The organism is Bacteroidota bacterium, assembly GCA_013696965.1.
Lineage (GTDB): Bacteria > Bacteroidota > Bacteroidia > JACCXN01 > JACCXN01 > JACCXN01.
In genome coordinates this window covers 149092-173635 of the sequence record JACCXN010000057.1, presented here as the reverse complement: position 1 = coordinate 173635, position 24544 = coordinate 149092, and the positions used below count along the sequence as shown (strand labels likewise).

Here is a 24544-nt window from a genome sequence, read left to right as displayed (position 1 = left end):
ATCTTTTTTATTCATAAAATCAAAAATGTATAAATTATACAGTAGGATTTTCCTTGTGATAACTTTTGTCATTACGGTTGTATCTGCTATAATAGCAACAGGCTTGAAATTTGATTACGATTTTGAAAGCTTTTTTCCTGTAAACGACCCCGACCTTGATTATTACCAGGAATTCAGAAGAAATTTTGAAAATGATAATGATTATATTCTTATTGGAATTAGCAATAAAGCAAGCATTTTTGATCAATATTTTCTAAATAAAATTGATGCCCTCACAGATTCATTAAAAAATATACCATATATACTATCAGTTGTATCGCCCACAACAATTAAAAATCCAATTGTGGGCCCCCTGGGGATTATTGAAGTGCCTTATATTCATTTGAATAAACCTGAACTCTATCACCAGGATTCATTGAATATTTACCAAACCAAAGAATTACCTGGTAATATTTTCGCCAACAATGCCAGGTCAGTTGCACTTTATGTTACTACTGTAAATAATCCATCCAAGGCCAAATCTGATTCCATAGCTGACAATATTTTCAAAATTTTAAAGAATTTCAATTTTCATACTACTCATGTGGCTGGAAAAGTGATTGGTCAAAAGGTTTATTTGCAAACAATGAGTGATGAAATGAAAATTTTTGTAGTATCCTCAATTATCCTGGTAATACTATTTCTTTTCCTCTCATACCGTTCAGTTTGGGGAGTTGTTGTTCCATTAATCATAGTTGTTGTTTCATTGATTTGGCTTTTTGCATTCATGAAAATAACAGGAAAATCAATCGATTTAATGGTAACTCTCATCCCTACAATTTTATATATTGTTGGGATGTCTGATATTATTCATTTACTTTCTAAATATCTGGAAGAACTCAGGCTTGGGAAAGAAAAAATAGCAGCCTTAAAAACAAGCCTGAAAGAAGTTGGATTAGCCACTTTCCTAACAACAATCACAACTGCTGCAGGGTTTTTAACTCTTCTTACAGCAGGAATAAAACCAGTTAGAGAATTTGGCCTTTACTTGGCTGTTGGGATATTTATTGCTTTTATCCTAACATTTACAATACTGCCAGCAATATTGATTAATCTAAACACCCCTAAAATAACGGAAAAGGCTAACCACAACAAGGTATGGAATAAGTACCTGGGTAAAATTGTTATTTTCGTTTTTAAAAGGCATAAAACAATTTTAATTATAACTGGATTTGTCCTTATTGCTTCATTTATAGGTATAAGTAAAATTAAAATAAACAATTATCTGCTTGAAGATTTAAGTGAAAAAGTGCAGCTAAAACAAAGTTTTAATTTTTTCGAGAAGGAATATTCAGGAGCCAGGGCATTTGAAATGGTTGTAAATATTGAAGGCTCAACAGAATCAGTATTAAATTATAAAATACTTCAGGAAATAAACAAAATTGAGGAATATCTATATAGTGTTTATGGAACAGGACATATTATCTCTCCACTCTTTTTAGTAAAATCAGCTAATCGTGCATTTAATGGTGGTGGAAACAATGCCTTTGTTTTACCCGAAAAGGAAGGCTTTGATCAATTGGTTGAAAAGCTTTCGAATTTTAAAAAACGGAAGGAATTTAGGACTTTAATTTCAGAGGACCAGAAATCTGCAAGGTTAACAGCAAAAATACCCGATTGGGGAAGTCATCTTATTAACGAGAAGAATGCACAACTGGAAAACTTTTTCATTTCGAAAATTGACACCACTTTGATAAATTATAAATTAACCGGAGGGGCACATTTAATTGATAAAAACAATGAGAATTTATCAAAAAGCATGCTCCAGGGTTTGCTTATCGCTTTTTTAATTATTGCTTTTATAGTTGGAATTATGTTTAAGTCAATTAAAATGATAATTATAGCCTTATTTCCAAATTTTTTACCCTTGGTTATGATTGGCGGAATTATGGGTTTTACAGGTATTGATCTGAAAGTTTCTACCTCAATAATTTTTACTATTGCATTTGGTATAGCAGTGGATGATTCAATCCATTTTCTAAGCAAATTAAGACAGGAATTAAGAAAAGGCAAAACCTTACCTTATGCAATAAAAAGAACTATGTTATCTACTGGAAAAGCAATTGTAATTACATCAATGATACTTTGTGGAGGATTTTTAACCTTGATACTTTCTGATTTTTCCAGTACCTTTTATATTGGATTATTAATTAGTCTTACTTTGCTTTTCGCAATACTTGCAGACTTACTCCTTTTGCCGGCATTACTATTAATGATTATTCCAAAAAAATTAAAAGAAAATTAGTTCACAGAGTAATATTGCCTTACTAATTCATCATAAAAAGGACAGATGTATTTCAAAAAAACAAAATAATGGCTATGGTAATACTTTACTTCTTTAAATGAATTAGCATATGCATACCCTTTAAGATAAGTAGGCATATATCCTCTTTTTACATCAAAAGAAATTTGAATAACATTTTTATCTCTAAACGATTTTTTATACAAAGGATCATAAGCATACCATTTACCATTTATTAATATTTCAACAATGGTATGTTCTGAATTCAAATGAACCTCCCTTGTTGGAAAAGGACATTCCCTGTCAAAGCTCTGGCATATTCTATAACAATCTCCTTTAATGTTATCACTTATTTCATTGAAAAATTCCTTTTCAATGTTTTTTTTTATAGAGTCATTAAAATGTGGGTAAAGGAAAAATATGGGCGATATTAGCAAAGCATAAACTAAGGATGCTAAAAAAATTGCCAATAAAGCCTTTTTATACATTCTACCGAAATTATTCATGCTATTAATAAAAAACAATTATCTTCTAACAGTACTTTATATATTTTAACCCGTTTCCTTAAAAACATATAAATAAAGAAATTAATGAATTTTAATAATTTATAGTTTTAATGCTTTTCCCATTTTCATATAAAGTCTCGTGGGTGAGCTTGCTTGTTTCATCAAAATAGGACCATTTACCGCTTTTGTAATAATCCATATTATTCTTATTAAAGAAAAGTTCGCCTTGTTCTCTAATAGTACCATTTTCATGGTATTCAACTTTACTAAAAGTAAGTTTTTTAGGATTTGTAAGTAGGAGTATTGATTCCTGTGTTCCTGTACTGTAAAAGGATTTAGTAGAAACATAGTATTCCATGCTTTTATGGTTTTCTTCCATATACTCCAATTGGCCTGTTTCATAATATTCCTCATATATCAATGAACTTCCCTCTACAAAAACCCCTTTAGTTCTTATGTTTCCATTTGGATGATAGGTTGTTAGTTCACTTTTAACAAGGCTTTTGTTTTTAAATTCACGTTCAAGTGTACCATCGGGATAAAAATTCTTATAACTATTTAATATCCCCTCAATATAAAAGCCTTTATGTAAGGTTTTACCGTTCTCATAAAAATCTTCAACCCAGCCCTGGCAAGCATAATTGCGGCAATTCCTAATTGAGTCACCACCAAGTATATTGTTATATTTATCAAACATCCTAACTCCATAGTTAATATTAACTACGGTATCGCTGTATCTTACTGTATCTTCTGGTTTTTTAAATACTGTTTTACCTTGTGCAATACAATTAGCAAGTGTAAAAGCACAATATATAGTAATGAAAAAACAATTTATTTTTGTCACTTTGTTTTGAATTGGGGATAAAAATAGAAAAAAAATAAAAAACAAAAAATTAATACCAGTTCAAAACATTGCAGTTACTAAGAAAGTAATTGTACAAAACTATGATTTTATTTTAAAACCTCTTAATTCTTGCCTCTTGTTTTTGTATTTTTCTTTGGCTGTAATGGTTTTATTGCTAATGAATACTATTTTGTTAAACATGAAATGAGAAAAATCATTATTTTTTTAGTACCCAATTGGATTATTTATTTGAATTTTTGCCTGTTTATAAATTGTTGAAAAATTAGTATCAAAGATTATTTTAAAGCCTCATTTGCTTTAATCAATCTCCTTTAAATTAAAAGAAAAAAAATATTTTTGTATATATTCTCCCTTTTTATTAACCTTCTTTTTTCATAATCTTTTCAGAAAAGCTTTTAAAATCAATACCATCAAAGTTTCCAGAGGTCATTAATAAAAGATTTGTATCCTTCCAGTGCTTTTTTAGCAAATATGCAACAAGTTCGCTTGAATCAACAAAAACAGAAATATTATTTCCACCAAAAGCCTTTTTCACCTGGGCTATAGAAATTGGTGCTAATTTTTTATGGGCAATTGTATGCGGACTATAATATACAATTGCCTCATCTGCCTTTAACATTGCACCATTATATTCCATTAAAAAAGTTTCATTAAGGCTGCTAAAAGTATGCAACTCCATGCATGCAATTAATTTTCTTTGCGGAAATTGCTTTTTCACAGCCTCTGTTGTAGCTTTTAATTTAGATGGTGAGTGTGCAAAATCCCTGTAAACAGCAGTACTATCATCTTTAATAATTAATTCCAGCCTCCTTGAGGCACCATTAAAAGAATTGATTGCTTCATAAAAACTGCGCTCATTAACTCCTAACTCGAAACAGACCAATTTAGCCCCGTTAATATTCATTAAATTATGATCTCCAAAAACCTGCAAGGGTACTTTTTGATTACCATAGGTGAGGTAAGTAGTTCCATCTACAATTGTATGTTCAGGTATGTTATACGGAATTTTCTTTAAATCCTCTTTTGATGCTTCACATACTTTTTTCACTTCTGAATCTGATTCACAATATATTATTGTTCCATCTTTTTCTATCAAATCAATAAAAATTTTGAACTGTTCTACATAATTGTCAAAAGTTGGAAAAACATTAATATGATCCCATGCAATTCCACTTAACAGTGCAATGTTAGGTTTGTATAAATGAAATTTTGGTCTGCGATCAATAGGGGAGGACAAATATTCATCTCCTTCAAGAATAGCAATTGGAGCCTCTTTCGAAAGTTTCACCATGGTATCAAAGCCTTCCAGCTGCGCCCCTACCATATAATCACAATTAATTTTATTGTAATCCAGTACATGAAGAATCATTGCGGTAATACTTGTTTTACCGTGACTTCCACCAATTACAACCCGAATTTTATTTTTAGTTTGTTCATAGATATATTCAGGATAAGAAAAAACTTTTATACCCAGTTCTTTAGCACGCTCCAATTCAGGGTTATCCTTCCTTGCATGCATGCCTAAAATCACCGCATCTGTATTTTTTGTAATTTTTTCTGGAAACCAACCATCAACTTCAGGTAAAAGTCCATGATTTTTTAATCTTGTTTTACTGGGCTCGAAAATTTCATCATCTGAACCACTAATCGTATATCCTTTGTGGTGCAAGGCCAAGGCAAGATTATGCATTGCACTTCCTCCTATTGCTATAAAATGAATTTGCATATTTTGGTAAGTTCTTAGTCTATATCTTTATTAAACAGCTAACATATTAATTCCAAAGCATCAAAAACAAGTTATTAAATTTAAGTTTTAAACAGTTTGTTGTTATTATATTTACGCTTTGTTTCCTCTTAAAAAATATATTTCTTGTTAATTTGTGATTGATTAATTATTTTAACCTAAATGGAGAAAAAATTATTATAGTAGAATAAAATTATTTTGAAATTAAACAAAAATAATAGAGGCAATGAAAATTTATTCAATTGAAACAGGATTATTTAAATTAGACGGGGGAGCAATGTTTGGAGTAGTACCAAAAACAATCTGGCAAAACATAAATCCTCCAGATAGTAATAATTTGTGCAACTGGGCCTTGCGCAGTATGCTTATTGAAGATGGAAACCGACTTATTTTAATTGATAACGGTATTGGGACTAAACAGGATGCGAAATTTTTTAGTCACTATTATCTCTCAGGTAATGATACTCTTGAAAAATCACTTGCTTGCCATGGTTTTCACCCTGATGATATTACAGATATGTTTCTTACCCACCTTCATTTTGATCATTGTGGAGGAAGCATTAAATACAATAAGGATAAAACAGGTTATGAAACTGCTTTTAAGAATGCAACATATTGGAGCAATAAAGATCATTGGAAATGGGCAACTGAACCAAATCCTCGGGAGAAAGCTAGTTTTTTAAAAGAAAACATTTTACCAATTCAGGAGAGTGGGCAACTAAAATTTGTGGAAAAACAGGGTGAATTATTTCCTGGTTTTTCTGTAATGTATGCAAATGGACATACAGATGCCATGATGATACCCCACATACAATACAAAGAAAAGACGATAGTTTACATGGCCGATCTGCTGCCTTCCACAGGGCATATTCCTCTTCCATATGTTATGGCTTACGATACACGGCCCCTTATAACTTTACAGGAAAAAAGCGAATTTCTAAAACATGCTGCAGATAACAATTATATTTTATTTTTTGAACATGATGCTATTCATGAATGTTGTACTTTAAAACATACAGAAAAAGGCATAAGATTAAATAATTCTTTTTCATTTAAAGAAGCTTTTGGTGAATAAAAATAAAATAGGCCTAGCTCTTTCGAGCGGAGCTGCTCGTTGTATTGCTCATTTGGGTATATTAGAGGAATTAACAGAAATGGATATTGAACCTGAAGCAATTTCAGGTGTTAGTGGCGGAGCAATTGTGGGAGCTTTTTATGCAAATGGATATTCACCACGTCAAACCCTGCAATAGTTAAGAACACAAAGATAAAAGAAAGTATAAAAGCATGTACCTTGTTTATTGAATCACCAAATATGAAAAAAAAATTTTTAACTGATATTAATAAGGCAGATGAAAAATTTGCAATTGGATATGATTATACAATTCAAATTCAAAATAAAATTAGGGAGATTGTATTCAGTAGTTAGAATTATTAAAAACAAAATTCATCATTAATTCAAAAATAAAACACAAAATTAATTTAAAAAATGGAGAAAATAATTGAATGCGTACCCAATTTTAGCGAAGGGAGAGATTTAAATATTATCAAACAAATTACTGACCAGATAGAACTGGTTGAGGGCGTAAAACTTTTGAACGTAGATCCGGGCAAGGCAACCAACAGAACAGTGGTTACTTTTGTAGGATCACCAAAAGCAGTTATTGAGGCGGCTTTTAATGCAATAAAAAAAGCTGCTGAATTAATTGACATGACCAGGCATAAAGGTGAACATTCAAGAATGGGAGCAACTGATGTTTGCCCTTTAATTCCTGTTTCTGGGGTAACTATGGAAGAAACCGTTTTATATGCAAAAATGTTGGGTGAAAGGGTTGGAAAAGAACTTAATATTCCAGTATATCTTTATGAAGAAGCGCAGGTAGATAGTGCAAGGAAAAATCTCTCCATAATCAGAGCAGGTCAATATGAAGGATTTTTTGAAAAAATAAAATTGCCACAATGGAAACCAGATTTTGGTCCTTCTGAATTCAGTGTAAAATCAGGTGCAACAGTAATAGGAGCACGTGATTTTTTAGTGGCTTACAACATAAACTTAAATTCCACATCCACGCGCAGGGCAAATGCAATTGCCTTTGATGTACGTGAGGGAGGAAGAGTTAAAAGAGAAGGAGATCCACTAACTGGAAAGATTGTAACCGATCAGAATGGCAGACCAGTTAATATTCCAGGAAGTTTGAAATCCGTAAAAGCAGTAGGTTGGTATATTGAAGAATATGGAATAGCACAAATTTCGATGAATTTAACAAACATAAACATCACACCTGTTCACATTGCATTTGATGAGGTGTGCAAAAAAGCGGGGGAAAGAGGTATTCGTGTAACAGGTTCCGAGCTTGTTGGACTTGTCCCTTTAAATGCATTGCTAGATGCGGGAAAATATTTCCTTGAAAAACAAGAACGTTCAACAGGAGTTTCGGAAAAAGAACTTATAAAAATTGCTGTCAAATCCTTAGGCTTAGATGAACTTGGACCATTTGAACCAGAGCAAAGAATCATTGAATATATGCTCAGGAACAAAGCAAAAAGCAGACTTGTTAATATGAGTCTTACAGATTTTGCAGATGAAACAGCATCTGAATCACCTGCTCCTGGTGGTGGTTCTATTTCGGCTTATATGGGAGCTTTGGGAGTGGCATTGGGAACTATGGTTGCTAATCTATCTTCACATAAAAGGGGTTGGGATGAGAGATGGAAGGAATTCTCAGATATTGCCTCAGAGGGCCAAAAATACACACAAGAACTAGTGAAATTAGTTGATGAGGATACATTAGCCTTTAATTTGATTATGGATGCCTTTTCAATGCCAAATACAACACAAGATGACAAACAAAACCGAGCTGATAGCATACAGGCTGCCACAAAAAATGCAATTGAAGTTCCATTTAGGGTAATGGAAACTACACTGAAATCAATGCACGTGATAAAAGCTATGGCACAAAATGGAAATCCAAATTCTGCAAGTGATGCTGGTGTTGGTGCTCTTTGTGCGCGTAGCGCGGTAATGGGGGCGTTTTTAAATGTTAAAATTAATGCATCAGGATTAAACGATAAGGATTTCGTAAAAAAAGTAATGGAAAAAGGAACTGAAATTGAACGAAACGCAAAAGATCTTGAAGCAGAAATATTAGAAATTGTCGAAAAAAATATAGCTTAAGCAATAAAAACTGTTAATAAGACAATAAGCATGTGTTTACATTAGTTTAACGGTACTTGCAGATTTAAATTAATTTTTATTAATCCCAACATTTTGCAATGATTTCGCGTCTCAAATACAATTCTAGGTTCAGAAGAATTTTCTTTTCCTTTCCATTGCAATTGGTATTTCTGCATATTAAAAGCAATCTATTGTTATTGTTTTTTTGGGTTATCCTATTGGGAATAATCTCAGGAAGTATTGGCAATAAGTTTGGCTTACAAAACCTGTTTTTAAACCCTGAATATCTGGGAGAAGTAGGATTCTGGTCTTTCCTGATTCTTGGTTTTTCATGTGGAGGGTTTATTATGGCTTTTCATATTGCCAGTTACATTCTGCACAGTTTCAGATTTCCTTTTATTGCTACTATTTCAAGGCCTTTCATGAAATTTTGCCTTAATAATTCCATTATCCCTTTTGCTTTCCTGCTTCTTTATTTATTGTTTATTATTACCTTTCAATACAATAAGGAATTCTTGCCCATCCCGGAAATTATTTTTATTGTTTCTGGATTTCTTTCAGGTATCATTTTATTTTTATTTTTCTCATTTACTTATTTTCTATCCACCAATAAAGATCTTTTTAAACTCTTTGGAATTGGAACCGAGGAAGATTTTTTTCCTGGAAAACCAAAATTTAAGCCTGTTGTGGATGTTTTTCATAAAAACGAAAAATGGACCAGAAGTTTATTTAAAAATAGCGAATGGTATGTGGAAACATATTTATCCAATCCCTTTAAGGTCCAATTGTGTAGGGATTGCAGTCATTATGATCGGGAAATGCTAAACAGTGTTTTTCAACAAAATCATTTAAATGCTGCATTCTTTGAAATCATTGCAATTGCATCCCTGTTATTCCTGGGTTTATTCAGGGAGATCAACGTATTTATGATACCAGCAGGAGCTACTGTTTTCCTGCTGTTTACTATGTTTATCATGTTAACCAGTGCATTGTATTCATGGTTAAAAGCTTGGTTTTTGCCTGTGTTTTTATTGCTTATTGTATTTGTAAATTACCTTTCAGGGCAAACCTTTTTCAATTACGAAAATCAAGTGTATGGTCTGGATTATTCTACCAAAGCAGTATATAGTAATGAGGAATTAAAAAAACACGCATATGATTTAACCCAAAACAAACTAGATTTTTCCAATACAATAGAAATTTTGAATAAATGGAAAACCTCTGTTGTTAATAATGATAATTACAAGGATAAAACAAAAAAACCAAAATTGGTGATTATCTCTTGTAGCGGAGGTGGTTTAAGAGCTTCATTGTGGACCCTTTTTGTTTTGCAACACTCTGATAGTATTCTGAAGGGAGATTTAATTAAACATACTCAGTTTATTACTGGCTCTTCTGGAGGATTGATCGGAGCGTCCTATTTCAGGGAAGTTTATTTACGCAGTCTTTCTGATTCCACCATTAATATTTATGATAAAAAATACAGAGAGAAAATTTCCACTGACTTATTAAATCCAATTGCTTTCACCATTGTGGTAAATGATATGTTTTTACGTTTACAAAAATTTAAGGATGGCCCATATACTTATACAAAGGAAAGAGGATATGCTTTTGAGCGACAATTAAACATTAATACCGATAATTTTCTTGATAAACGGCTAGTGGATTACAGGCAACCTGAAAAAGATGCTTTAATACCCATGCTTGTTTTCACCCCAACTATTATCAATGAGGGAAGAAGGTTAATTATTGCTTCCCAGCCTGTTTCCTATTTAACCAATAACAATTCACAGTCAAATGTATATAATGAGCCATTACCAGAGGCTGTTGAATACACCCGTTTTTTTAAACATCAGGATGCCTACAACACAAGGTTTACAAGCGCATTAAGAATGAATGCATCTTTCCCATATGTTTTGCCTGTTACTTCTTTACCAAGTTCTCCATCCATTGAGATTATGGATGGAGGTATCAGAGATAATTATGGTTTAAAAACTACTTTAAATTATCTTTATACTTTCCGAAACTGGATCAGTACCAATACCAGTGGAGTTGTTATAATTCAAACCAGGGATAAATTTAAAGAATGGGAAATGGAAAAAAAGCCACTTGCTACAACTATTCAAAGTTTATCTGCGCCCCTGGGAAACTTCTATGGTAATTTCGATAAAATTCAAAATTTCAATCATGATGAATTAATTCAGTATGCAAGCTCCTGGTTTGATGGGAAAATAGATGTAATAGATTTTCATTTAAATGATAAAGATGAAAAGATTTCTTTATCCTGGCATCTAACAACAAAGGAAAAATGGGCAGTACAACAATCAATCAAGCAACCTGAAAACCAAAGAGCTATAAGCAAATTGCAAGAACTTTTGAAATAGAAAATAACCTGGGCTCTTACCTTTAATAAGCAATCAACTTCAGCAATTGCTCCTCAAATCTTTTCTTTGGCAAAAATTCCTGCTCGAGTTCACTTACAAATGGAACAGGAGTGTCAATACTTGCTGAACGCATTACAGGCGCATCAAGGTTTTTAAAACAATGTTCATTAATAATTGAGGCAATCTCACCTCCTATTCCTCCAGTTAAAGTATCCTCGTGCAATACTATGCACTTTCCTGTTTTATTTACTGAAGAAATAATAGCATCTAAATCAAGGGGAAGTAGAGTTCTTAGGTCCAATAGATCAGCTGAAATTTCAGGATGTTTTTCAAGTGTTTCAAGAGCCCAGTGAACTCCCATTCCGTAAGTAATAATTGAAACCTGGCTTCCTTCTTTCAATAATTTAGCCTTACCAATTTCTATGGTATAATAATCATCAGGAATTTCTTCAGAAATACTGCGATACAGGGCTTTATGTTCAAAATACATTACTGGATTAGGATCTTCAAAGGAAGCAGTCAATAATCCTTTTGCATCATAGGGAAAGGCTGGATAAACAACTTTTAAGCCAGGGGTATGAAAAAACCAGGCTTCATTTGATTGAGAATGAAAAGGTCCGGCAGCAACTCCTGCTCCTGTAGGCATTCTAACCACAACATCAGCATTTTGCCCCCATCTCCAATGAATTTTTGCCAGATTATTTATAATTTGGGTAAATCCTTCTGTTACAAAATCCGCAAATTGCATCTCCACCATTGCTTTAAATCCTTTAATAGATAAACCTAAAGCAGTTCCAACAATTGCGGCCTCACATAAAGGTGTGTTTCTTACCCTTTCCTTACCAAATTCATTTACAAAACCATCGGTAATTTTAAAAACTCCACCATAATCACCAATATCCTGCCCCATTAAAACAAGGTTGGGATGCTTTTCCATGCTCTGTTTTAGTCCATCAGAAATAGCATCAATGAGCCTTTTTTTCGATTTTTTATCTGAAGAAGGATTTACAACAACCTGTTTGTATTCCTTATATAAATCAGCAAGTTCCCTTTCAAGAGAAGGTTTTATTTTTTCTTCATTAAAAGCCAGATCAAGTCCTTTATTAATCTCTTCTTTATATTCTGCCCTAAATTCAAAGATCATTTGCTCGGTTAAAACACCCTCTTCCTGTAAAAAACGTTCGTAGTTAACCAAAGGATCTTTTTTACCCCAGGTATCAAATAATTCTCCCGGAACATATTTTGTACCTGATGCTTCCTCATGGCCTCTCATTCTAAAGGTCATACATTCCAACAAAATTGGCCTTGGATTTTGACGCAAATCCTCAGCAATCGTTTTTACTGTATCATAAACTTCAAGTACATTATTTCCATCTATTTGTATGCCCTCCATTCCATAGCCAATTGCTTTATCAATAAATTGCTTGCAACGGAATTGCTCATTAGATGGTGTAGATAATCCATATCCATTGTTTTCAATGATAAAAATAACAGGAAGATTCCAAACAGAGGCAACATTAATAGCTTCATGAAAATCACCTTCACTCGCCCCACCATCTCCAGAATATACTATAGTTACCTTGTTTTCTTTGTTTAATAAGGTACCAAGACTAATACCATCAGCAACACCAAGCTGAGGACCAAGATGAGAAATCATTCCTACAATATGGTATTCATTGGTCCCAAAATGAAAGGAACGGTCTCTTCCCTTGGTAAAACCACTCATTTTTCCCTGGAACTGAGCAAATAATCTATTTAAAGGAATATTACGTGCTGTAAAAACACCAAGATTTCTATGCATTGGTAAAATGTATTCATCTTTTTCTACAGCAAGGGTTGAACCAACTGAAATTGCTTCTTGTCCAATACCTGAAAACCATTTGGAAATTTTCCCCTGTCTTAATAACAAAAGCATTTTCTCCTCAATCATTCTGGGTTTAAGCAGGTTTTTATATAAATCAATAAGAATATTATCGGTATGACGTTTTTTTCTTTGAAAAACAACAGGAGTCTGAAGGGTGATCATTTATTTAAATTTAAGCTTCAAAAATATTAAAAAAACAGGTACTTTTGTATAAAATTATTTAAATTCATGAACTATCAATATATTCTTGTAATATTAATTTTTTCAACTGCTTTGTTTTTTCTTTTCAAAAAATTTCAACATCAATTTAAGAAATCAAAAGGATGTTCGAATTGTAAAATAAATAAAGACTGACAATCATAAACAAAGGTTTGCTCCTATAGAATATAATATAAATATTAAAAAATAGTATTCTATTCAATATTTTTTATACTTTTGTCCCATAAACTTTAAAACAAAACTAAAACTAAAACTAAAAACTTATGAAACAATTTAAAAATCTTTTTACCGTAATGGTACTTGCTTTCGGCTTAATGGTTACAGCAACTTCTTGTAAGGATGAGTGTAAAAATGTTGAATGTGGTGCTAACGGAACTTGTGTTGAGGGTGTATGTGATTGTACTGCTGGTTACGAAGGTGATGCTTGTGAAAAAGCTATGAACGCTAAGTTTGTTGGATCATACAATGTTACTGATCCTTGTACAGCTCTTGGTTATTCACAAACTATTACTGCTGGTAGCCTTCCAACAGAAATTACTTTTTCTAACCTAGGTAATTTTGGAACTCCTGCAGTTGTAAAAGCAACTGTTTCTGGTGCTTCTGTTTCAGCTACTAATTATGTTGATGCTTCTGGAAGAAAATTCACAGTAACAGGTTCTTATTCTAATAATGCAATTACTTTAACTTACACTGTAACATATACTGATAACACAAGTGAAACTTGTGCAAATGTTACTATGGTTAAGTAATATTTAATCTTTTAATAAAAAAAAGCTGTCTCATTGATGAGGCAGCTTTTTTTATTCCCTAAAAAATTATTAATAAAAAAGCTTTACAGGTTATTGTAAAGCTTTTTTATTTAGTACTATTCAAAGAATTAATAATTCCAAAAAAGGATAAATTTGTGATTTGTTGTTTCCCATTTAAGTATACCCAATTATTTGCTGTATCTATAACATTAATCATTGCCTCAATTTATACAAAAGCCTAAGGTGTTTTTAATAGGCTTTTGAAAAGTTCCACCATTATAACTCTTCCATTTATTAATTACTAAAATTATTCATGGAGATTGCAGTATTGAATACCTAAGTGGGATGCAATTGTAAAAGCTGTTTAAGGAATAAACAAATTAAAAAACACAATCTGTATCAGAAATGACGATTATTAGATTCATAGATCAATCAGAAGATACGCACCTAAACTATTTAGGTAATTATCAAAGGTATAAACTGGAGAGATATATGTAGAACCCAGATGTATTGGTATGAAAGCTGTTTAATAGCTAATCAAAAATCATATCAACTTTAATTTAGAAATAAGTTTAATCTAAATGGAAAATCCAAAAGGAAAGAATTCTTTTAAGCCTAAAATTATTCGGTCAAAAAAAAGCCGTTTCAAATAAATGAAACGGCTTTTCTTTTGTAAGCTGATCGTGAAACTAATTTCTCTTTTTTTGATCTTCAACAGGGTTTCCTGTACTACCTGCTCTGTCTTTTTGAGCATCTGTAGCAGTTTTGCCTGATCCAGCTCTATCTTTTTCAGGATCTTTTTTAGGTTCTACCGTAGTTGTTGTGGTTGTTTTGGTAGTAGTTTTAGTCTTAGAACTTGTTTTTGTAGAAGCAGCAGCTTCAGCAGCAGCAATTGAATCTAGTCTAGCTAATTCAAGTTCTGCAGCAACTCTTGCCATTTCTTCTTCCAATGCAATTGAATCCATTCTTAACTGTTCAACACTTGCAATTGAATCCTGAATTTCTTTTTCTCTTGCAGCTTTCTCTTCTGCGCTTGGTCCGCATGAAGTTAATGAAACAGCGCCTGCAACTACTGCCATTATTAATAATTTTTTCATAATCAGTTTAGTTTTAAATGGTTTTAATTGATTGTTGTGCAAATCTAACTATATTTTAATTTACTTATTGTAAATTTATTAGATATTTTTTCTAAAAATAAAAATAGTATAGTTTTAGAGTCAATTTTGGAAAATAAACCAAATATAAAGGCATTTCAATTTAGAAAAAAAATATTTTTTATTTTTACAGTTAAATTCTATTTAGAAAAGCTAAATTTAGCGTTTATACATACTTCAAATACAATTTAATCTGTTAATCCATTGCTTAAGAACCTCCTTTTATTTTTCTTTACCGGAATTTTATTAACCTCCTGCTTTAAGGAGGATCAAACCCCACCAGTTATCACCTTGTATGGTGATTCTAATTTTACTATGGTTATAGGAAATAAATATATGGAACCTGGTTTTAGGGCAACCGATAAAAAAGACGGTGATATTACCTATCTTGTTAAAAGTACAGGTTTGCCTGATCCTAATGTTTCGGGTATATATTATGTTAGATATAATGTAACTGATGCCTCAGGAAACCATGCAAAAGAAATGACAAGAATTTGTTTTGTTTCACATAACAACATATCTCTTAGCTCTATTTATGAGGCTTCTGAAACTTGTAGTGAAACATCAATGAACAATGAAAATTATTTTATTTCTATCGAGAAAGAGGACTTTAATACCAACTCCATTTACCTAAAGGGATACAACAATTTGCCCCAGGAAAAAAAAATAAAAGCAATAATAATAAGCAATACTGGCCAGTTGTTAACAATTCCCCAACAAGCCATTTTTGATACTATTTATTCCGGAACAGGGAAAATAAACATTTCGGGAACCCTAGTTACATTGGATATTATTAAACAGTACAATATTTTCAAAGATAGCTGCACAACAATTCTTACCAGAGAATTACAGTGAAATATACGCAGGTTATCGACCTAAAAGGTTTTTTGGAGGAAAAGTATTTACAATACAACCGCTCTTTTTTTATAGAATCGGATCCAATTAGCATCCCTTACGCATTTTCTTTAAAAGAAGATATTGAAATAGCCTCATTTCTATCCTCCATTATAGCATGGGGACAAAGAAAAACAATAATTAATAATGCACGTAAATTAATGGAATACATGGGCAATTCACCCTATGAGTTCATTATGGATTTCAATGAAGAGAACAAATCTTGCCGACAGCTCAAAAATTTCGTGCATCGTACCTTTAACGGGACTGATTGTATCTTTTTTGTTCGCTCACTCCAACATATTTATAAACATAAAGGAGGATTGGAAACAATTTTTTCGATAAAAGAAACCGATAAAAATGTAGCCACAAGCATTGTAAATGCTCGGAAATGTTTTTTTGAAATAGATTTCCCTCACCGTTCTTTAAAACATTTTTCTAATCCCCTGGCAGGATCCGCTGCAAAAAGAATCAATATGTTTTTGCGTTGGATGGTAAGAAAAGATAGGGTTGATTTTGGAATTTGGAAATCCATACAACCCTCCCAGCTTATTTGCCCTCTTGATGTTCATACAGGCAATGTTTCTCGAAAACTAGGATTACTCACACGGTCTCAAAATGATTGGAAAGCAGCAGAACAATTAACTGAATCACTCCTGCTTTTCGATCCTATTGATCCTGTAAAATACGATTTTGCACTTTTCGGACTGGGTGTTTTTGAAAATTTTTAGATACTATTTTTTTTAGTTGTGAGTTATAAAGAATAAAATAATTAAAGGATTACTTCTGAAAAATCAATTATAGTCTATGTTTTAAAACATGCTGCTGTTATAGATTTACATTCTGATTAAACAATTATCTTTGCAAGAATAAAAACAGATTTCTAGAAAATAAATGAAATTCCTTTTTCCACTATTTTTATTCGCTTTAATAACAATTGCACTTCCTGTAATTATACATTTATTTAATTTCAGGAAATTCAAAAAAATCTATTTCACCAATGTTAGGTTCCTAAAGGAAGTTAAACAAGAAACACAATCCAAATCACAATTAAAACACTTACTTGTATTATTTTGCAGGATCCTAGCAATTTCTTTTCTTGTCTTTGCTTTTGCCCAGCCCTATATTCCTTCAGAGAATAAAAAAGCGGTTACAGGTGATAAAGTAATTAGCATATTTTTGGATAATTCATTTAGTATGCAATCAATGGGTGAATCTGGGAATTTGTTTGAAGAGGCCAGAAAAAAGGCAAAGGAAATTGCAGGAGCTTACAAACCCACCGACCGATTTCAGCTTTTAACAAATGATTTTGAAGCCAGGCATCAACGCATTGTAAATAAAGAAGAATTCCTGGAACAACTTGATGAGGTTAATATTAGTCCAGCTGTAAAAAATATTTCAGAAATAATTTCACGCCAAAAGGATTTACTTTTGAACCAGGATCAGATCAATAAATATGCTTTTCTTATATCTGATTTTCAACGTTCTATAGTTGATTTTGAAAGCTTCAAGAATGACACTTTAATTGAATTTAAACTTGTTCCGGTAAAATCTGAACAAAACAACAATTTATATATTGACTCGCTTTGGTTTAAATCCCCTACCCGACTTCTAGGGCAAAGTGAAGAGTTAGTAATACGAGTAAAAAATGCATCAAACATACCTTTTGAGGATGTTCCCCTTAAATTATTTATCAACGGACAACAGAAAGCCCCTGCAAGTATAAATATTGAAGCTAATTCTACTCAGGAACATGTAATGGTGTTTACAATAAATGAGATCGGGGAAAACAAAGGGATGGTAAAAATTACGGATTACCCGATTTCTTATGATGATGATTTTTATTTTTCTTTTAACGTTGCCAAACATTTGCCTGTTTTGGCCATAAACAGCGATAAAGAAAGTCCCTATCTTAATTCTTTATTTGGCAAAGATGATTTTTTTGTATTCACTAATGTTTCAGATAAGAATATGGATTATTCCTTGTTGGTGAAGAATAAGTTAATCATTTTAAACCAATTAAAAACAGTAAGCTCAGGACTTGCTCAGGAACTAAAAAAATATGTTCATAACGGAGGAAACATTTTTTTAATCCCCGCTCCTGACATGGATATTGAATCATTTAAGATTTTTTTATCTTCATTAAAAAGCAATTACTACACAGCTTTAGATACTAATTATACTAAAGCAAGTAGAATAAACCTTGAACATGTACTATTTAAAAATGTATTTGAGAAAATTCCTGAAAACATGGATTTACCCTTTGTTTCCTCTCATTTCGCAATATCAAAATCAACACATAGTAATGAAGAAGAATTAATTAGGCTTCAAAACGGAAACATGTTGCTATCAAAATATGCATCAGGAAAGGGATTTGTGTATTTAAGTGCAGTTGCTTTAAGAAATGAAAATGGAAACTTTCATAAACATGCTCTTTTTGTTCCTGCCATGTACAACATAGCAATGCATAGCGAACCTTTTCATCCTTTATTCTTTACCATTGCCAGGGATGAGATTATTGAATCCAAGCAAAACCTTCAGGCTGATGAAATTTTCCGGTTGATTTCAGAAGAAAATGGTTTTGACATAATTCCAGAAAACAAAATTATTGATGGGAAACATCAGTTGATTTTACATGATCAACTAAAAATGGCAGGCAATTACAGTTTGAAATCAGGAAACCAGAATGCAGGAAGTATTTCCTTTAATTACAGCAGGAAAGAATCAGATTTAAGTTATTATTCTTTACCAGAGCTCACAATGTTGGTTGAAAATATGGGTTTTTTAAATTTCTTGATTTTAGATTCAGAAAATAAAAATTTAACAACAGCTCTAGAAGATTTGAATTTAGGTAAAAGACTGTGGAAACTTTGTATTATATTCGCCCTGTTATTTTTATTTACAGAGATCATTTTACTGAGGTTCCTAAAAAAATAAATCAAAAAAAGCCAATGAACATCCTCATTCGTTCAGCCAGAATAATCGACACGGGTTCAGCAGACAATGGCAAAACAAAAGATATTTGGATTGTAAATGGTATAATCAAAGAAATTGGAACAGCAATTAAAGCTGAAAATGCCACCTTATTAGAATCAGAAAATTTACATATATCTCCAGGCTGGTTTGATATGAGAGTAAATTTCAGGGACCCTGGGTTTGAATACAAGGAAGATCTTTTTACAGGAATGGATGCTGCAATAGCAGGAGGATTTACAGCTGTAGCCTGTATGCCTTCCACCTTACCCCCTATCCATTCAAAATCTGAAGTTGAATACATTCTTAACAAAACAAAGGGTTTTCTTGTTGATGTTTATCCAGTAGGGACAGTATCACACAGGCATGAGGGTAAAGATCTATCTGAGATGTATGATATGCATTTATCCGGTGCAATTGCATTTTCTGATGATAAAAAACCACTTTCGGATCCAGGATTATTACAAAGAGCGCTGCTTTATGTAAAATCATTTAATGGCCTCATAATAAGTTTTCCAGATGATAAAAACATTTCACTTGATGGTAAAATAAATGAAGGTATAGTAAGTACTTCAACAGGATTAAAAGGAATACCAGGGCTGGCAGAAGAACTTATGATACAAAGGGATATATTCCTTACCCAGTACGCAGAATCAAGAATTCATTTTGCTACTGTTTCCACTGCCAATTCAGTAGAATTAATAAGAAAGTCAAAAAAAAGTGGTTTAAATGTAACTGCTGAAGTATCTGCAAGTCACCTTATTCTTGATGAGAATAACCTAACAAGCTTTGACACCAATTATAAAATAAAACCTCCTTTAAGAACTGCAAATGATATAAAAGCCTTAATTGAAGGCCTAATTGATGGTACTATAGATGTTATTTGTTCTGATCATAGTCCTGAGGATGAAGAAATGAAGAAACGGGAATTTGACCATGCAGCCTTTGGCATTATTGCTTTGGAAAGTGCTTTTGGTGCAGCAAACACTGCTCTTGATGGTAAACTTTCCATTGAAAAAATAATCGAAAAAATAGCTGTTAATCCACGTACTATTTTAAATTTGAAAGTACCATCCATTAAAGTTGGTGAAATAGCCAATATAACCCTTTTTAATCCCAATCAGAAATGGGTGTTTGAAAAAAAGCATATAAAATCAAAATCGAAAAACACTCCGTTTGTTGGTTCTCAATTTACAGGAAAACCCTTTGCTGTAGTTAATAATAACCAAATGTCATTTTGTGATTAAAGATTTATCCTCTTATTTAATATAAGCTTATTGGATGAATAATAATCATTAATATTAACCAAATGGCATATTTTGATTGAACTTTTACCCTCCAATATAATTTGCCTTAGTGGATGAATATTAACCTCCATATTTTGTTTTTTTTTAATAGAAATAACGATTGTATTAATAGCAAGGGCCATTTCTTTAAGTTAAACTAATTTAAAACTATTTTTTTATCCCTTTTATTCCTTAAAATCGTTTTTAAATACCACTATTCTTTTGTTAAAAACAAGCTCATCTGTTTGTAACTGATAAATATATAATCAGTTGGAAGTTCAATTAAATTTGCTCTCACTTCATGTTTTCCCTTTGCATAGTTTCCATTAGCAAGGGTGAATATTTTTCTTCCATTCAAATCCAATAAATAAAGTTGAATATTCGAATACTCCTTTAATGAGAAGGAAATGGAGGTATAATAACTAGCCGGGTTAGGCTAATTTTGTTCTAAGAATGTATTCTGAATATCAGAAACACTTTCAGAAATCCCAACATCAAATAATTCAGGACCAGATAAATCATCAAAATAAAAGGTATCGCCTTTGATGATTTGTGGATTAGGATTAAACAAAAGTGTTAATCTGTCAATTTCAGTTGCGGAAGCCAAACTTCCAAAAGGAATTTCAGAAAAATCAAAGACTAGTTCCTCCCATTGGTTTTTCACTGTAGTTTGGCTTGTATAAATACAATGTATTCCAGAGGGATAACCTTCATTACTAAACAAGCCCAATTGAAGTTCAATAGCTGTTCCTATTGGAGCTTTTGAATATACTTTCATTTTTATTTTTTTAGTTGTAATATTAGTTGCATAGGATGATACATCTGATAATTTAGTAAGTAATTTTTGGTGAATTACATCGTAAATAGCACTATCATTCCTTACATACATGGCGCATTTTTTACTAATGTTTAATCCTAATGTATCAAAATTAGTGTATGGAGATTCAAGATTACCTGTTGTAAATCCAAAATCATAATGCTTAACTCCATTTAATTCAAAGTCATTATAATTTTGCTGGCTATAACCAAATGAATTTATTAGAATAAGTAAGGCAATAAGTAATCGTTTTTTCATTATAATTTTTTTTCTAAAATTTTATTTAATCAAACTTTTTGTTTTTTCTAATTGTTTTTTTCTCTAAGAATAAAGGGCCTGTTAAATCATCAAAATAAAATATTTTTTTTCCCTTTGTTTCAGGTGCAAATAATATCGTAATTTGATTTACCTCAGAAGATTTAACCTTACTTCCTTTAGGAATTTGTGAAAAGCTAAATTCTAATTGCTCCCACTGATTTTGTTTTGTTGTTCTTACCTGATATTGGCTATGTATACAAAATGGGTATTCCATTAACGTTTGTTTACCCAAATGAATTTCAACCATTGTTCCAAGTGGGGCTGAAGTATAAACCTTCATCTTAATTTTTGGAGAATCTTCCTTGTAATTTGCATAATCAGAAACATCTTTAAGGTTCCCAATTAATAAAAGTTTTATATGATCAAAAGGCTCAGAAGAAGTTCTTGTATAGCTTGCGCAATGCTTACTGCTGTTAATTTCATCTATCCTTGGATTTTTGGCTCGGGTATTTATTTTCCCACTTTTGTAATCAATTATATGAAAACCATTACCTTCAAAATCGTTAAAATTTTGTTGCGCATTTATGACTGTTACAATTCCAGTAAACATAAATATTAATGCGGTTTTCATTTAAAACAAAATTTACAAGTTTCTCGCTATTCAAGCGCAACAACTATTCCTGGGCTTGCAAATTCCGGACCGGTTAAATCATCAAAATAAAAAACATTATTAATATGAGTATTTGGGGCAAACAAAATGGTGATCTGATCCACTTGCTTATCATTAACGTGACTACCAGATGGAATTTGGGCGAACAAAAAAACTATTTCCTCCCATTCGTTTTGTTTATTAGTAAAGGCTTGATATTGGCTATGGACGCCATCAGGATATGGAACTTCGTCCTTTTTTCCCAATTGAAGTTCCACTTGGGTACCAATTGGAGCAGTTGAGAAAATCTTTAATTTTATTGCTGGTGCATTCTCCTCATAAGAGGCATAGGATGATACTTTGTCAAGTTTAGAATGGAGCTGTAATTTTAAATTATCATAAATTTCATCCTTATTTCTCCTGTATTTAATACAATAGGTACTGCTGTTAATCTTGTTTGGAGAAGGATTTAATGCCACAGAATCTAAAATTCCATTTCTAAATCCAAAATTATAGTGAGCCTTTCCTTGATGTGTATTGTAATTTTTCTGAGCCAATGCAAAGAGGCTTGAAAAAATCAATAATAAAAATGCAATACATTTCAACATAGAACTTTCCCTTTATCTTACGATTCTTAATATTTATCTCTTTGTCAAAATTGTTACTCTTTAAGTGCTGCAATTAATTTAGGCCCTGTCATATCACTGAAATAGTAAATGTTGGTTGTTGTTGCGTTGGGGGAGAACAAAATTACAATCTCATCAATTTCAGTTGATTCTACCTGGCTTCCTTCAGGGGTGTTTACAAAATCAAAAGTAAGTTCCTCCCACTCGTTCTGTTTTTTTGTTTTTGCCTGAAACTGACTATGCACTCCTTTTGGATAGTTATCTATCCCCTTTTTAGCGAATTGGATTTCCACAATTGTACCAACAGGGGAAGTCGAATATACTTTCATTTTAATTTTATGTTCTGTACTGTCAAATGTTGCAAAAAGTGTTAAATTTTCAAATTTCCCTTTTGGATGAATTTTAACATTATCGAACTTCATAGCAGAACGCTTGTATTGTATACATTTTGTGCTGTTATAAACAGAATTGACTTTTGGATTTACATGGGATGAATCCAATTTTCCATCACGGTAGCCATATTCAACCAAACCGGTTGCATCCATACTCAAGTATTTTTGCTGGCCAAAAGAAAATCCGAATGTTACCAGCATTCCCGAAACAAGCAAAAAGATGTTTTTCATACATTTTATTATTAAATTAATTAATGACTAACCTAATATGTTCAAAAAATTCTGCCAGAATAGTTTTGAAATAAAATGTGAAAAATCTAAAAGGGTAATAATTTAAAAACTAATGATTTAAATCTTTTTTAGAAAGAACAACAATCATAAGAGATGGGAGAACCATCCACAATTCGAGTAAATATTTCCTGCATTAATTAGAAAAAATGCAGATAAGAGAAACTGATACATACTTGTTGAAACAAAAAAAGCGCCTTTTTTAGGCGCTTAAATTCCAGGTCTTCAACAATGATTTTAAATATTGAAAATTATCGAAATAATTTTTTAAGCTATTACTAAAAAATTAGTAATATTTGATTCTACCCTTTTAAGTACATTATCCAATTCAGCTCTGTCAAATTTTTCACCAGTAATTTTTTCATAAAGTTCAATATACCTTTCTGATACTTGCTCCACGAATTCATCAGGCATAAAAGGCATTTGTTGTCCTTCTTTGCCCTGAAATCCATTCGCAATAAGCCATTGTCTTACAAACTCCTTGGAAAGTTGTTTCTGCTCTTCTCCCCTATTCTGTCTTTCCTGGTAGCCTTCCTGATAAAAATATCTGGAAGAATCAGGAGTATGAATCTCATCAATCAGGTAAATAATACCCTCTGACTTACCAAATTCATATTTTGTATCTACGAGTATTAATCCTCTTTCATAGGCCATTTCAGTGCCTTTTTTATACAAAGCCCTGGTATAGGATTCAAGTTGAATATAATCATCTTGTGTTACAATTTTTTGTTTTAAAATTTCTTCTCTTGAAATATCTTCATCATGTCCTACAGTAGCCTTTGTGGTTGGAGTAATTATTGGTTCAGGGAATTTATCATTTTCTTTCATTCCTTCTGGCATTTGAACTCCACAAACAATTCTTTTACCTGATTTGTATTCTCTCCATGCATGGCCGGAAAGATAACCCCTAATAACCATTTCCACTTTAAAAGGCTCGCAAAAACGGCCTACTGTAACCACAGGATCTGGCACTGCTATCATCCAATTCGGCACAATATCTTTGGTGGCATGAAGGAATTTTGCAGCAATCTGATTTAAAACTTGTCCTTTATATGGTATTGCCTTTGGTAAAACAACATCAAAAGCAGAAATTCTGTCAGTTGCAATCATTACAAGCATTTCATTGTTTATGTTGTAAACATCTCTTACTTTTCCGTGATAAATTTCCCCTATTTGTCCTTTAAAATGGAAATTTGTATGGGTAATGGTTGGCAGCATTTTATATGATTTTTTTATTAAACAAATATAGTCATATAAGTTATTATGCAAGGGGTTAAAGCTGGTTATGTACATTAAACGCCATTAAAATTATGAACACTTAAAATGTTCATAATTTTAATGGCGTTTAAAAGAGAAAGTTTGGTTTTTAATTCACTTGAATTAAAAGTCTAAATCTTACTGTTTAAAAAAATAAAAGTGG

The 24544-nt window shown here is 31.9% G+C and carries 20 protein-coding genes; 10 read left to right on the top strand and 10 right to left on the bottom strand.

Annotation, left to right across the window (positions count from 1 at the left end; genetic code table 11):
* Positions 1 to 25 precede the first annotated feature (25 nt).
* Positions 26 to 2284 (top strand): MMPL family transporter, encoded by a 2259-nt coding sequence (locus tag H0V01_09330; GenBank protein ID MBA2583571.1) that lies wholly within the window; start codon positions 26 to 28, stop codon positions 2282 to 2284.
* Here the strand turns inward: H0V01_09330 and H0V01_09325 are convergent.
* The 3 genes from H0V01_09325 to H0V01_09315 form a co-directional block, all read right to left on the bottom strand.
* The gene (locus tag H0V01_09325) at positions 2281 to 2787 is read right to left on the bottom strand and encodes a hypothetical protein (GenBank protein MBA2583570.1); all 507 of its coding nucleotides are present in this window, start codon (positions 2785 to 2787) and stop codon (positions 2281 to 2283) included. The two genes, H0V01_09330 and H0V01_09325, sit on opposite strands and share 4 nt — an antisense overlap.
* Positions 2788 to 2878: 91 nt before the next feature.
* Positions 2879 to 3631: a hypothetical protein gene (locus H0V01_09320; protein MBA2583569.1), complete on the bottom strand. Its 753-nt coding sequence runs from the start codon at positions 3629 to 3631 to the stop codon at positions 2879 to 2881.
* Between the two features lie 379 nt (positions 3632 to 4010).
* Positions 4011 to 5378, bottom strand: a complete 1368-nt coding sequence (locus H0V01_09315) for a peptidoglycan synthetase (protein ID MBA2583568.1) — start codon at positions 5376 to 5378, stop codon at positions 4011 to 4013.
* Positions 5379 to 5622: 244 nt separating this feature from the next.
* Between H0V01_09315 and H0V01_09310 the strand changes: the two genes are divergently transcribed.
* The 4 genes from H0V01_09310 to H0V01_09295 all read left to right on the top strand — a co-directional run bounded on the left by H0V01_09310 (position 5623) and on the right by H0V01_09295 (position 10955).
* Positions 5623 to 6471, top strand: a complete 849-nt coding sequence (locus H0V01_09310; GenBank protein MBA2583567.1) for an MBL fold metallo-hydrolase — start codon at positions 5623 to 5625, stop codon at positions 6469 to 6471.
* On the top strand, positions 6461 to 6649 hold the full coding sequence (locus H0V01_09305) for a patatin-like phospholipase family protein (protein MBA2583566.1): 189 nt from the start codon (positions 6461 to 6463) through the stop codon (positions 6647 to 6649). Before H0V01_09310 ends, H0V01_09305 begins: the two co-directional genes overlap by 11 nt.
* 236 nt (positions 6650 to 6885) lie before the next feature.
* Positions 6886 to 8571, top strand: coding sequence for a glutamate formimidoyltransferase (ftcD, locus tag H0V01_09300; GenBank protein ID MBA2583565.1), 1686 nt, complete (start codon positions 6886 to 6888; stop codon positions 8569 to 8571).
* Positions 8572 to 8669: 98 nt separating this feature from the next.
* Complete coding sequence (locus H0V01_09295) at positions 8670 to 10955, top strand: patatin-like phospholipase family protein (protein ID MBA2583564.1); 2286 nt, start codon at positions 8670 to 8672, stop codon at positions 10953 to 10955.
* A 22-nt stretch (positions 10956 to 10977) separates the two neighbouring features.
* Here the strand turns inward: H0V01_09295 and H0V01_09290 are convergent, their stop codons facing one another.
* A complete protein-coding gene (locus tag H0V01_09290; GenBank protein ID MBA2583563.1) occupies positions 10978 to 12981 on the bottom strand; it encodes a dehydrogenase in 2004 nt (667 codons plus the stop codon).
* 320 nt (positions 12982 to 13301) lie between these two features.
* Between H0V01_09290 and H0V01_09285 the strand changes: the two genes are divergently transcribed.
* A complete protein-coding gene (locus H0V01_09285) occupies positions 13302 to 13787 on the top strand; it encodes a calcium-binding EGF-like domain-containing protein (GenBank protein MBA2583562.1) in 486 nt (161 codons plus the stop codon).
* Positions 13788 to 14476: 689 nt separating this feature from the next.
* Here the strand turns inward: H0V01_09285 and H0V01_09280 are convergent.
* Positions 14477 to 14884: a hypothetical protein gene (locus H0V01_09280; GenBank protein ID MBA2583561.1), complete on the bottom strand. Its 408-nt coding sequence runs from the start codon at positions 14882 to 14884 to the stop codon at positions 14477 to 14479.
* 261 nt (positions 14885 to 15145) lie between these two features.
* On the opposite strand from H0V01_09280, the gene H0V01_09275 reads away from it, so the two are divergent.
* The 4 genes from H0V01_09275 (at position 15146) to H0V01_09260 (ending at position 20055) form a co-directional block, all read left to right on the top strand.
* Entirely contained in the window at positions 15146 to 15796 is a 651-nt protein-coding gene (locus H0V01_09275) for a DUF5011 domain-containing protein (protein ID MBA2583560.1), read from the top strand.
* A complete protein-coding gene (locus tag H0V01_09270) occupies positions 15793 to 16566 on the top strand; it encodes a TIGR02757 family protein (protein MBA2583559.1) in 774 nt (257 codons plus the stop codon). Before H0V01_09275 ends, H0V01_09270 begins: the two co-directional genes overlap by 4 nt.
* 163 nt (positions 16567 to 16729) lie before the next feature.
* Complete coding sequence (locus tag H0V01_09265) at positions 16730 to 18772, top strand: BatA domain-containing protein (protein ID MBA2583558.1); 2043 nt, start codon at positions 16730 to 16732, stop codon at positions 18770 to 18772.
* Between the two features lie 14 nt (positions 18773 to 18786).
* Positions 18787 to 20055, top strand: coding sequence for a dihydroorotase (locus H0V01_09260; GenBank protein ID MBA2583557.1), 1269 nt, complete (start codon positions 18787 to 18789; stop codon positions 20053 to 20055).
* A gap of 475 nt (positions 20056 to 20530) precedes the next feature.
* Here H0V01_09260 and H0V01_09255 read toward each other — a convergent pair whose 3' ends face one another.
* The 5 genes from H0V01_09255 to H0V01_09235 all read right to left on the bottom strand — a co-directional run bounded on the left by H0V01_09255 (position 20531) and on the right by H0V01_09235 (position 24342).
* Positions 20531 to 21169 (bottom strand): hypothetical protein, encoded by a 639-nt coding sequence (locus H0V01_09255; GenBank protein MBA2583556.1) that lies wholly within the window; start codon positions 21167 to 21169, stop codon positions 20531 to 20533.
* Positions 21170 to 21194: 25 nt separating this feature from the next.
* Entirely contained in the window at positions 21195 to 21800 is a 606-nt protein-coding gene (locus tag H0V01_09250; GenBank protein MBA2583555.1) for a hypothetical protein, read from the bottom strand.
* A 26-nt stretch (positions 21801 to 21826) separates the two neighbouring features.
* The gene (locus H0V01_09245; protein ID MBA2583554.1) at positions 21827 to 22375 is read right to left on the bottom strand and encodes a hypothetical protein; all 549 of its coding nucleotides are present in this window, start codon (positions 22373 to 22375) and stop codon (positions 21827 to 21829) included.
* Positions 22376 to 22479: 104 nt separating this feature from the next.
* The gene (locus tag H0V01_09240) at positions 22480 to 23067 is read right to left on the bottom strand and encodes a hypothetical protein (GenBank protein ID MBA2583553.1); all 588 of its coding nucleotides are present in this window, start codon (positions 23065 to 23067) and stop codon (positions 22480 to 22482) included.
* 324 nt (positions 23068 to 23391) lie between these two features.
* On the bottom strand, positions 23392 to 24342 hold the full coding sequence (locus tag H0V01_09235) for a phosphoribosylaminoimidazolesuccinocarboxamide synthase (protein MBA2583552.1): 951 nt from the start codon (positions 24340 to 24342) through the stop codon (positions 23392 to 23394).
* Positions 24343 to 24544: the final 202 nt, after the last annotated feature.

Excerpts from the sequence above, each read along its gene's own strand:
- H0V01_09240 (MBA2583553.1), bottom strand. The coding sequence starts at position 23,067 with ATGAAAAACATCTTTTTGCTTGTTTCGGGAATGCTGGTAACATTCGGA.
- H0V01_09235 (MBA2583552.1), bottom strand. The coding sequence starts at position 24,342 with ATGCTGCCAACCATTACCCATACAAATTTCCATTTTAAAGGACAAATA.
- H0V01_09250 (MBA2583555.1), bottom strand. The coding sequence starts at position 21,800 with ATGAAAACCGCATTAATATTTATGTTTACTGGAATTGTAACAGTCATA.
- H0V01_09255 (MBA2583556.1), bottom strand. The coding sequence starts at position 21,169 with ATGAAAAAACGATTACTTATTGCCTTACTTATTCTAATAAATTCATTT.
- H0V01_09265 (MBA2583558.1), top strand. The coding sequence starts at position 16,730 with ATGAAATTCCTTTTTCCACTATTTTTATTCGCTTTAATAACAATTGCA.
- H0V01_09310 (MBA2583567.1), top strand. The coding sequence starts at position 5,623 with ATGAAAATTTATTCAATTGAAACAGGATTATTTAAATTAGACGGGGGA.
- H0V01_09280 (MBA2583561.1), bottom strand. The coding sequence starts at position 14,884 with ATGAAAAAATTATTAATAATGGCAGTAGTTGCAGGCGCTGTTTCATTA.
- ftcD (MBA2583565.1), top strand. The coding sequence starts at position 6,886 with ATGGAGAAAATAATTGAATGCGTACCCAATTTTAGCGAAGGGAGAGAT.
- H0V01_09325 (MBA2583570.1), bottom strand. The coding sequence starts at position 2,787 with ATGAATAATTTCGGTAGAATGTATAAAAAGGCTTTATTGGCAATTTTT.
- H0V01_09315 (MBA2583568.1), bottom strand. The coding sequence starts at position 5,378 with ATGCAAATTCATTTTATAGCAATAGGAGGAAGTGCAATGCATAATCTT.
- H0V01_09285 (MBA2583562.1), top strand. The coding sequence starts at position 13,302 with ATGAAACAATTTAAAAATCTTTTTACCGTAATGGTACTTGCTTTCGGC.
- H0V01_09290 (MBA2583563.1), bottom strand. The coding sequence starts at position 12,981 with ATGATCACCCTTCAGACTCCTGTTGTTTTTCAAAGAAAAAAACGTCAT.
- H0V01_09260 (MBA2583557.1), top strand. The coding sequence starts at position 18,787 with ATGAACATCCTCATTCGTTCAGCCAGAATAATCGACACGGGTTCAGCA.
- H0V01_09330 (MBA2583571.1), top strand. The coding sequence starts at position 26 with ATGTATAAATTATACAGTAGGATTTTCCTTGTGATAACTTTTGTCATT.
- H0V01_09295 (MBA2583564.1), top strand. The coding sequence starts at position 8,670 with ATGATTTCGCGTCTCAAATACAATTCTAGGTTCAGAAGAATTTTCTTT.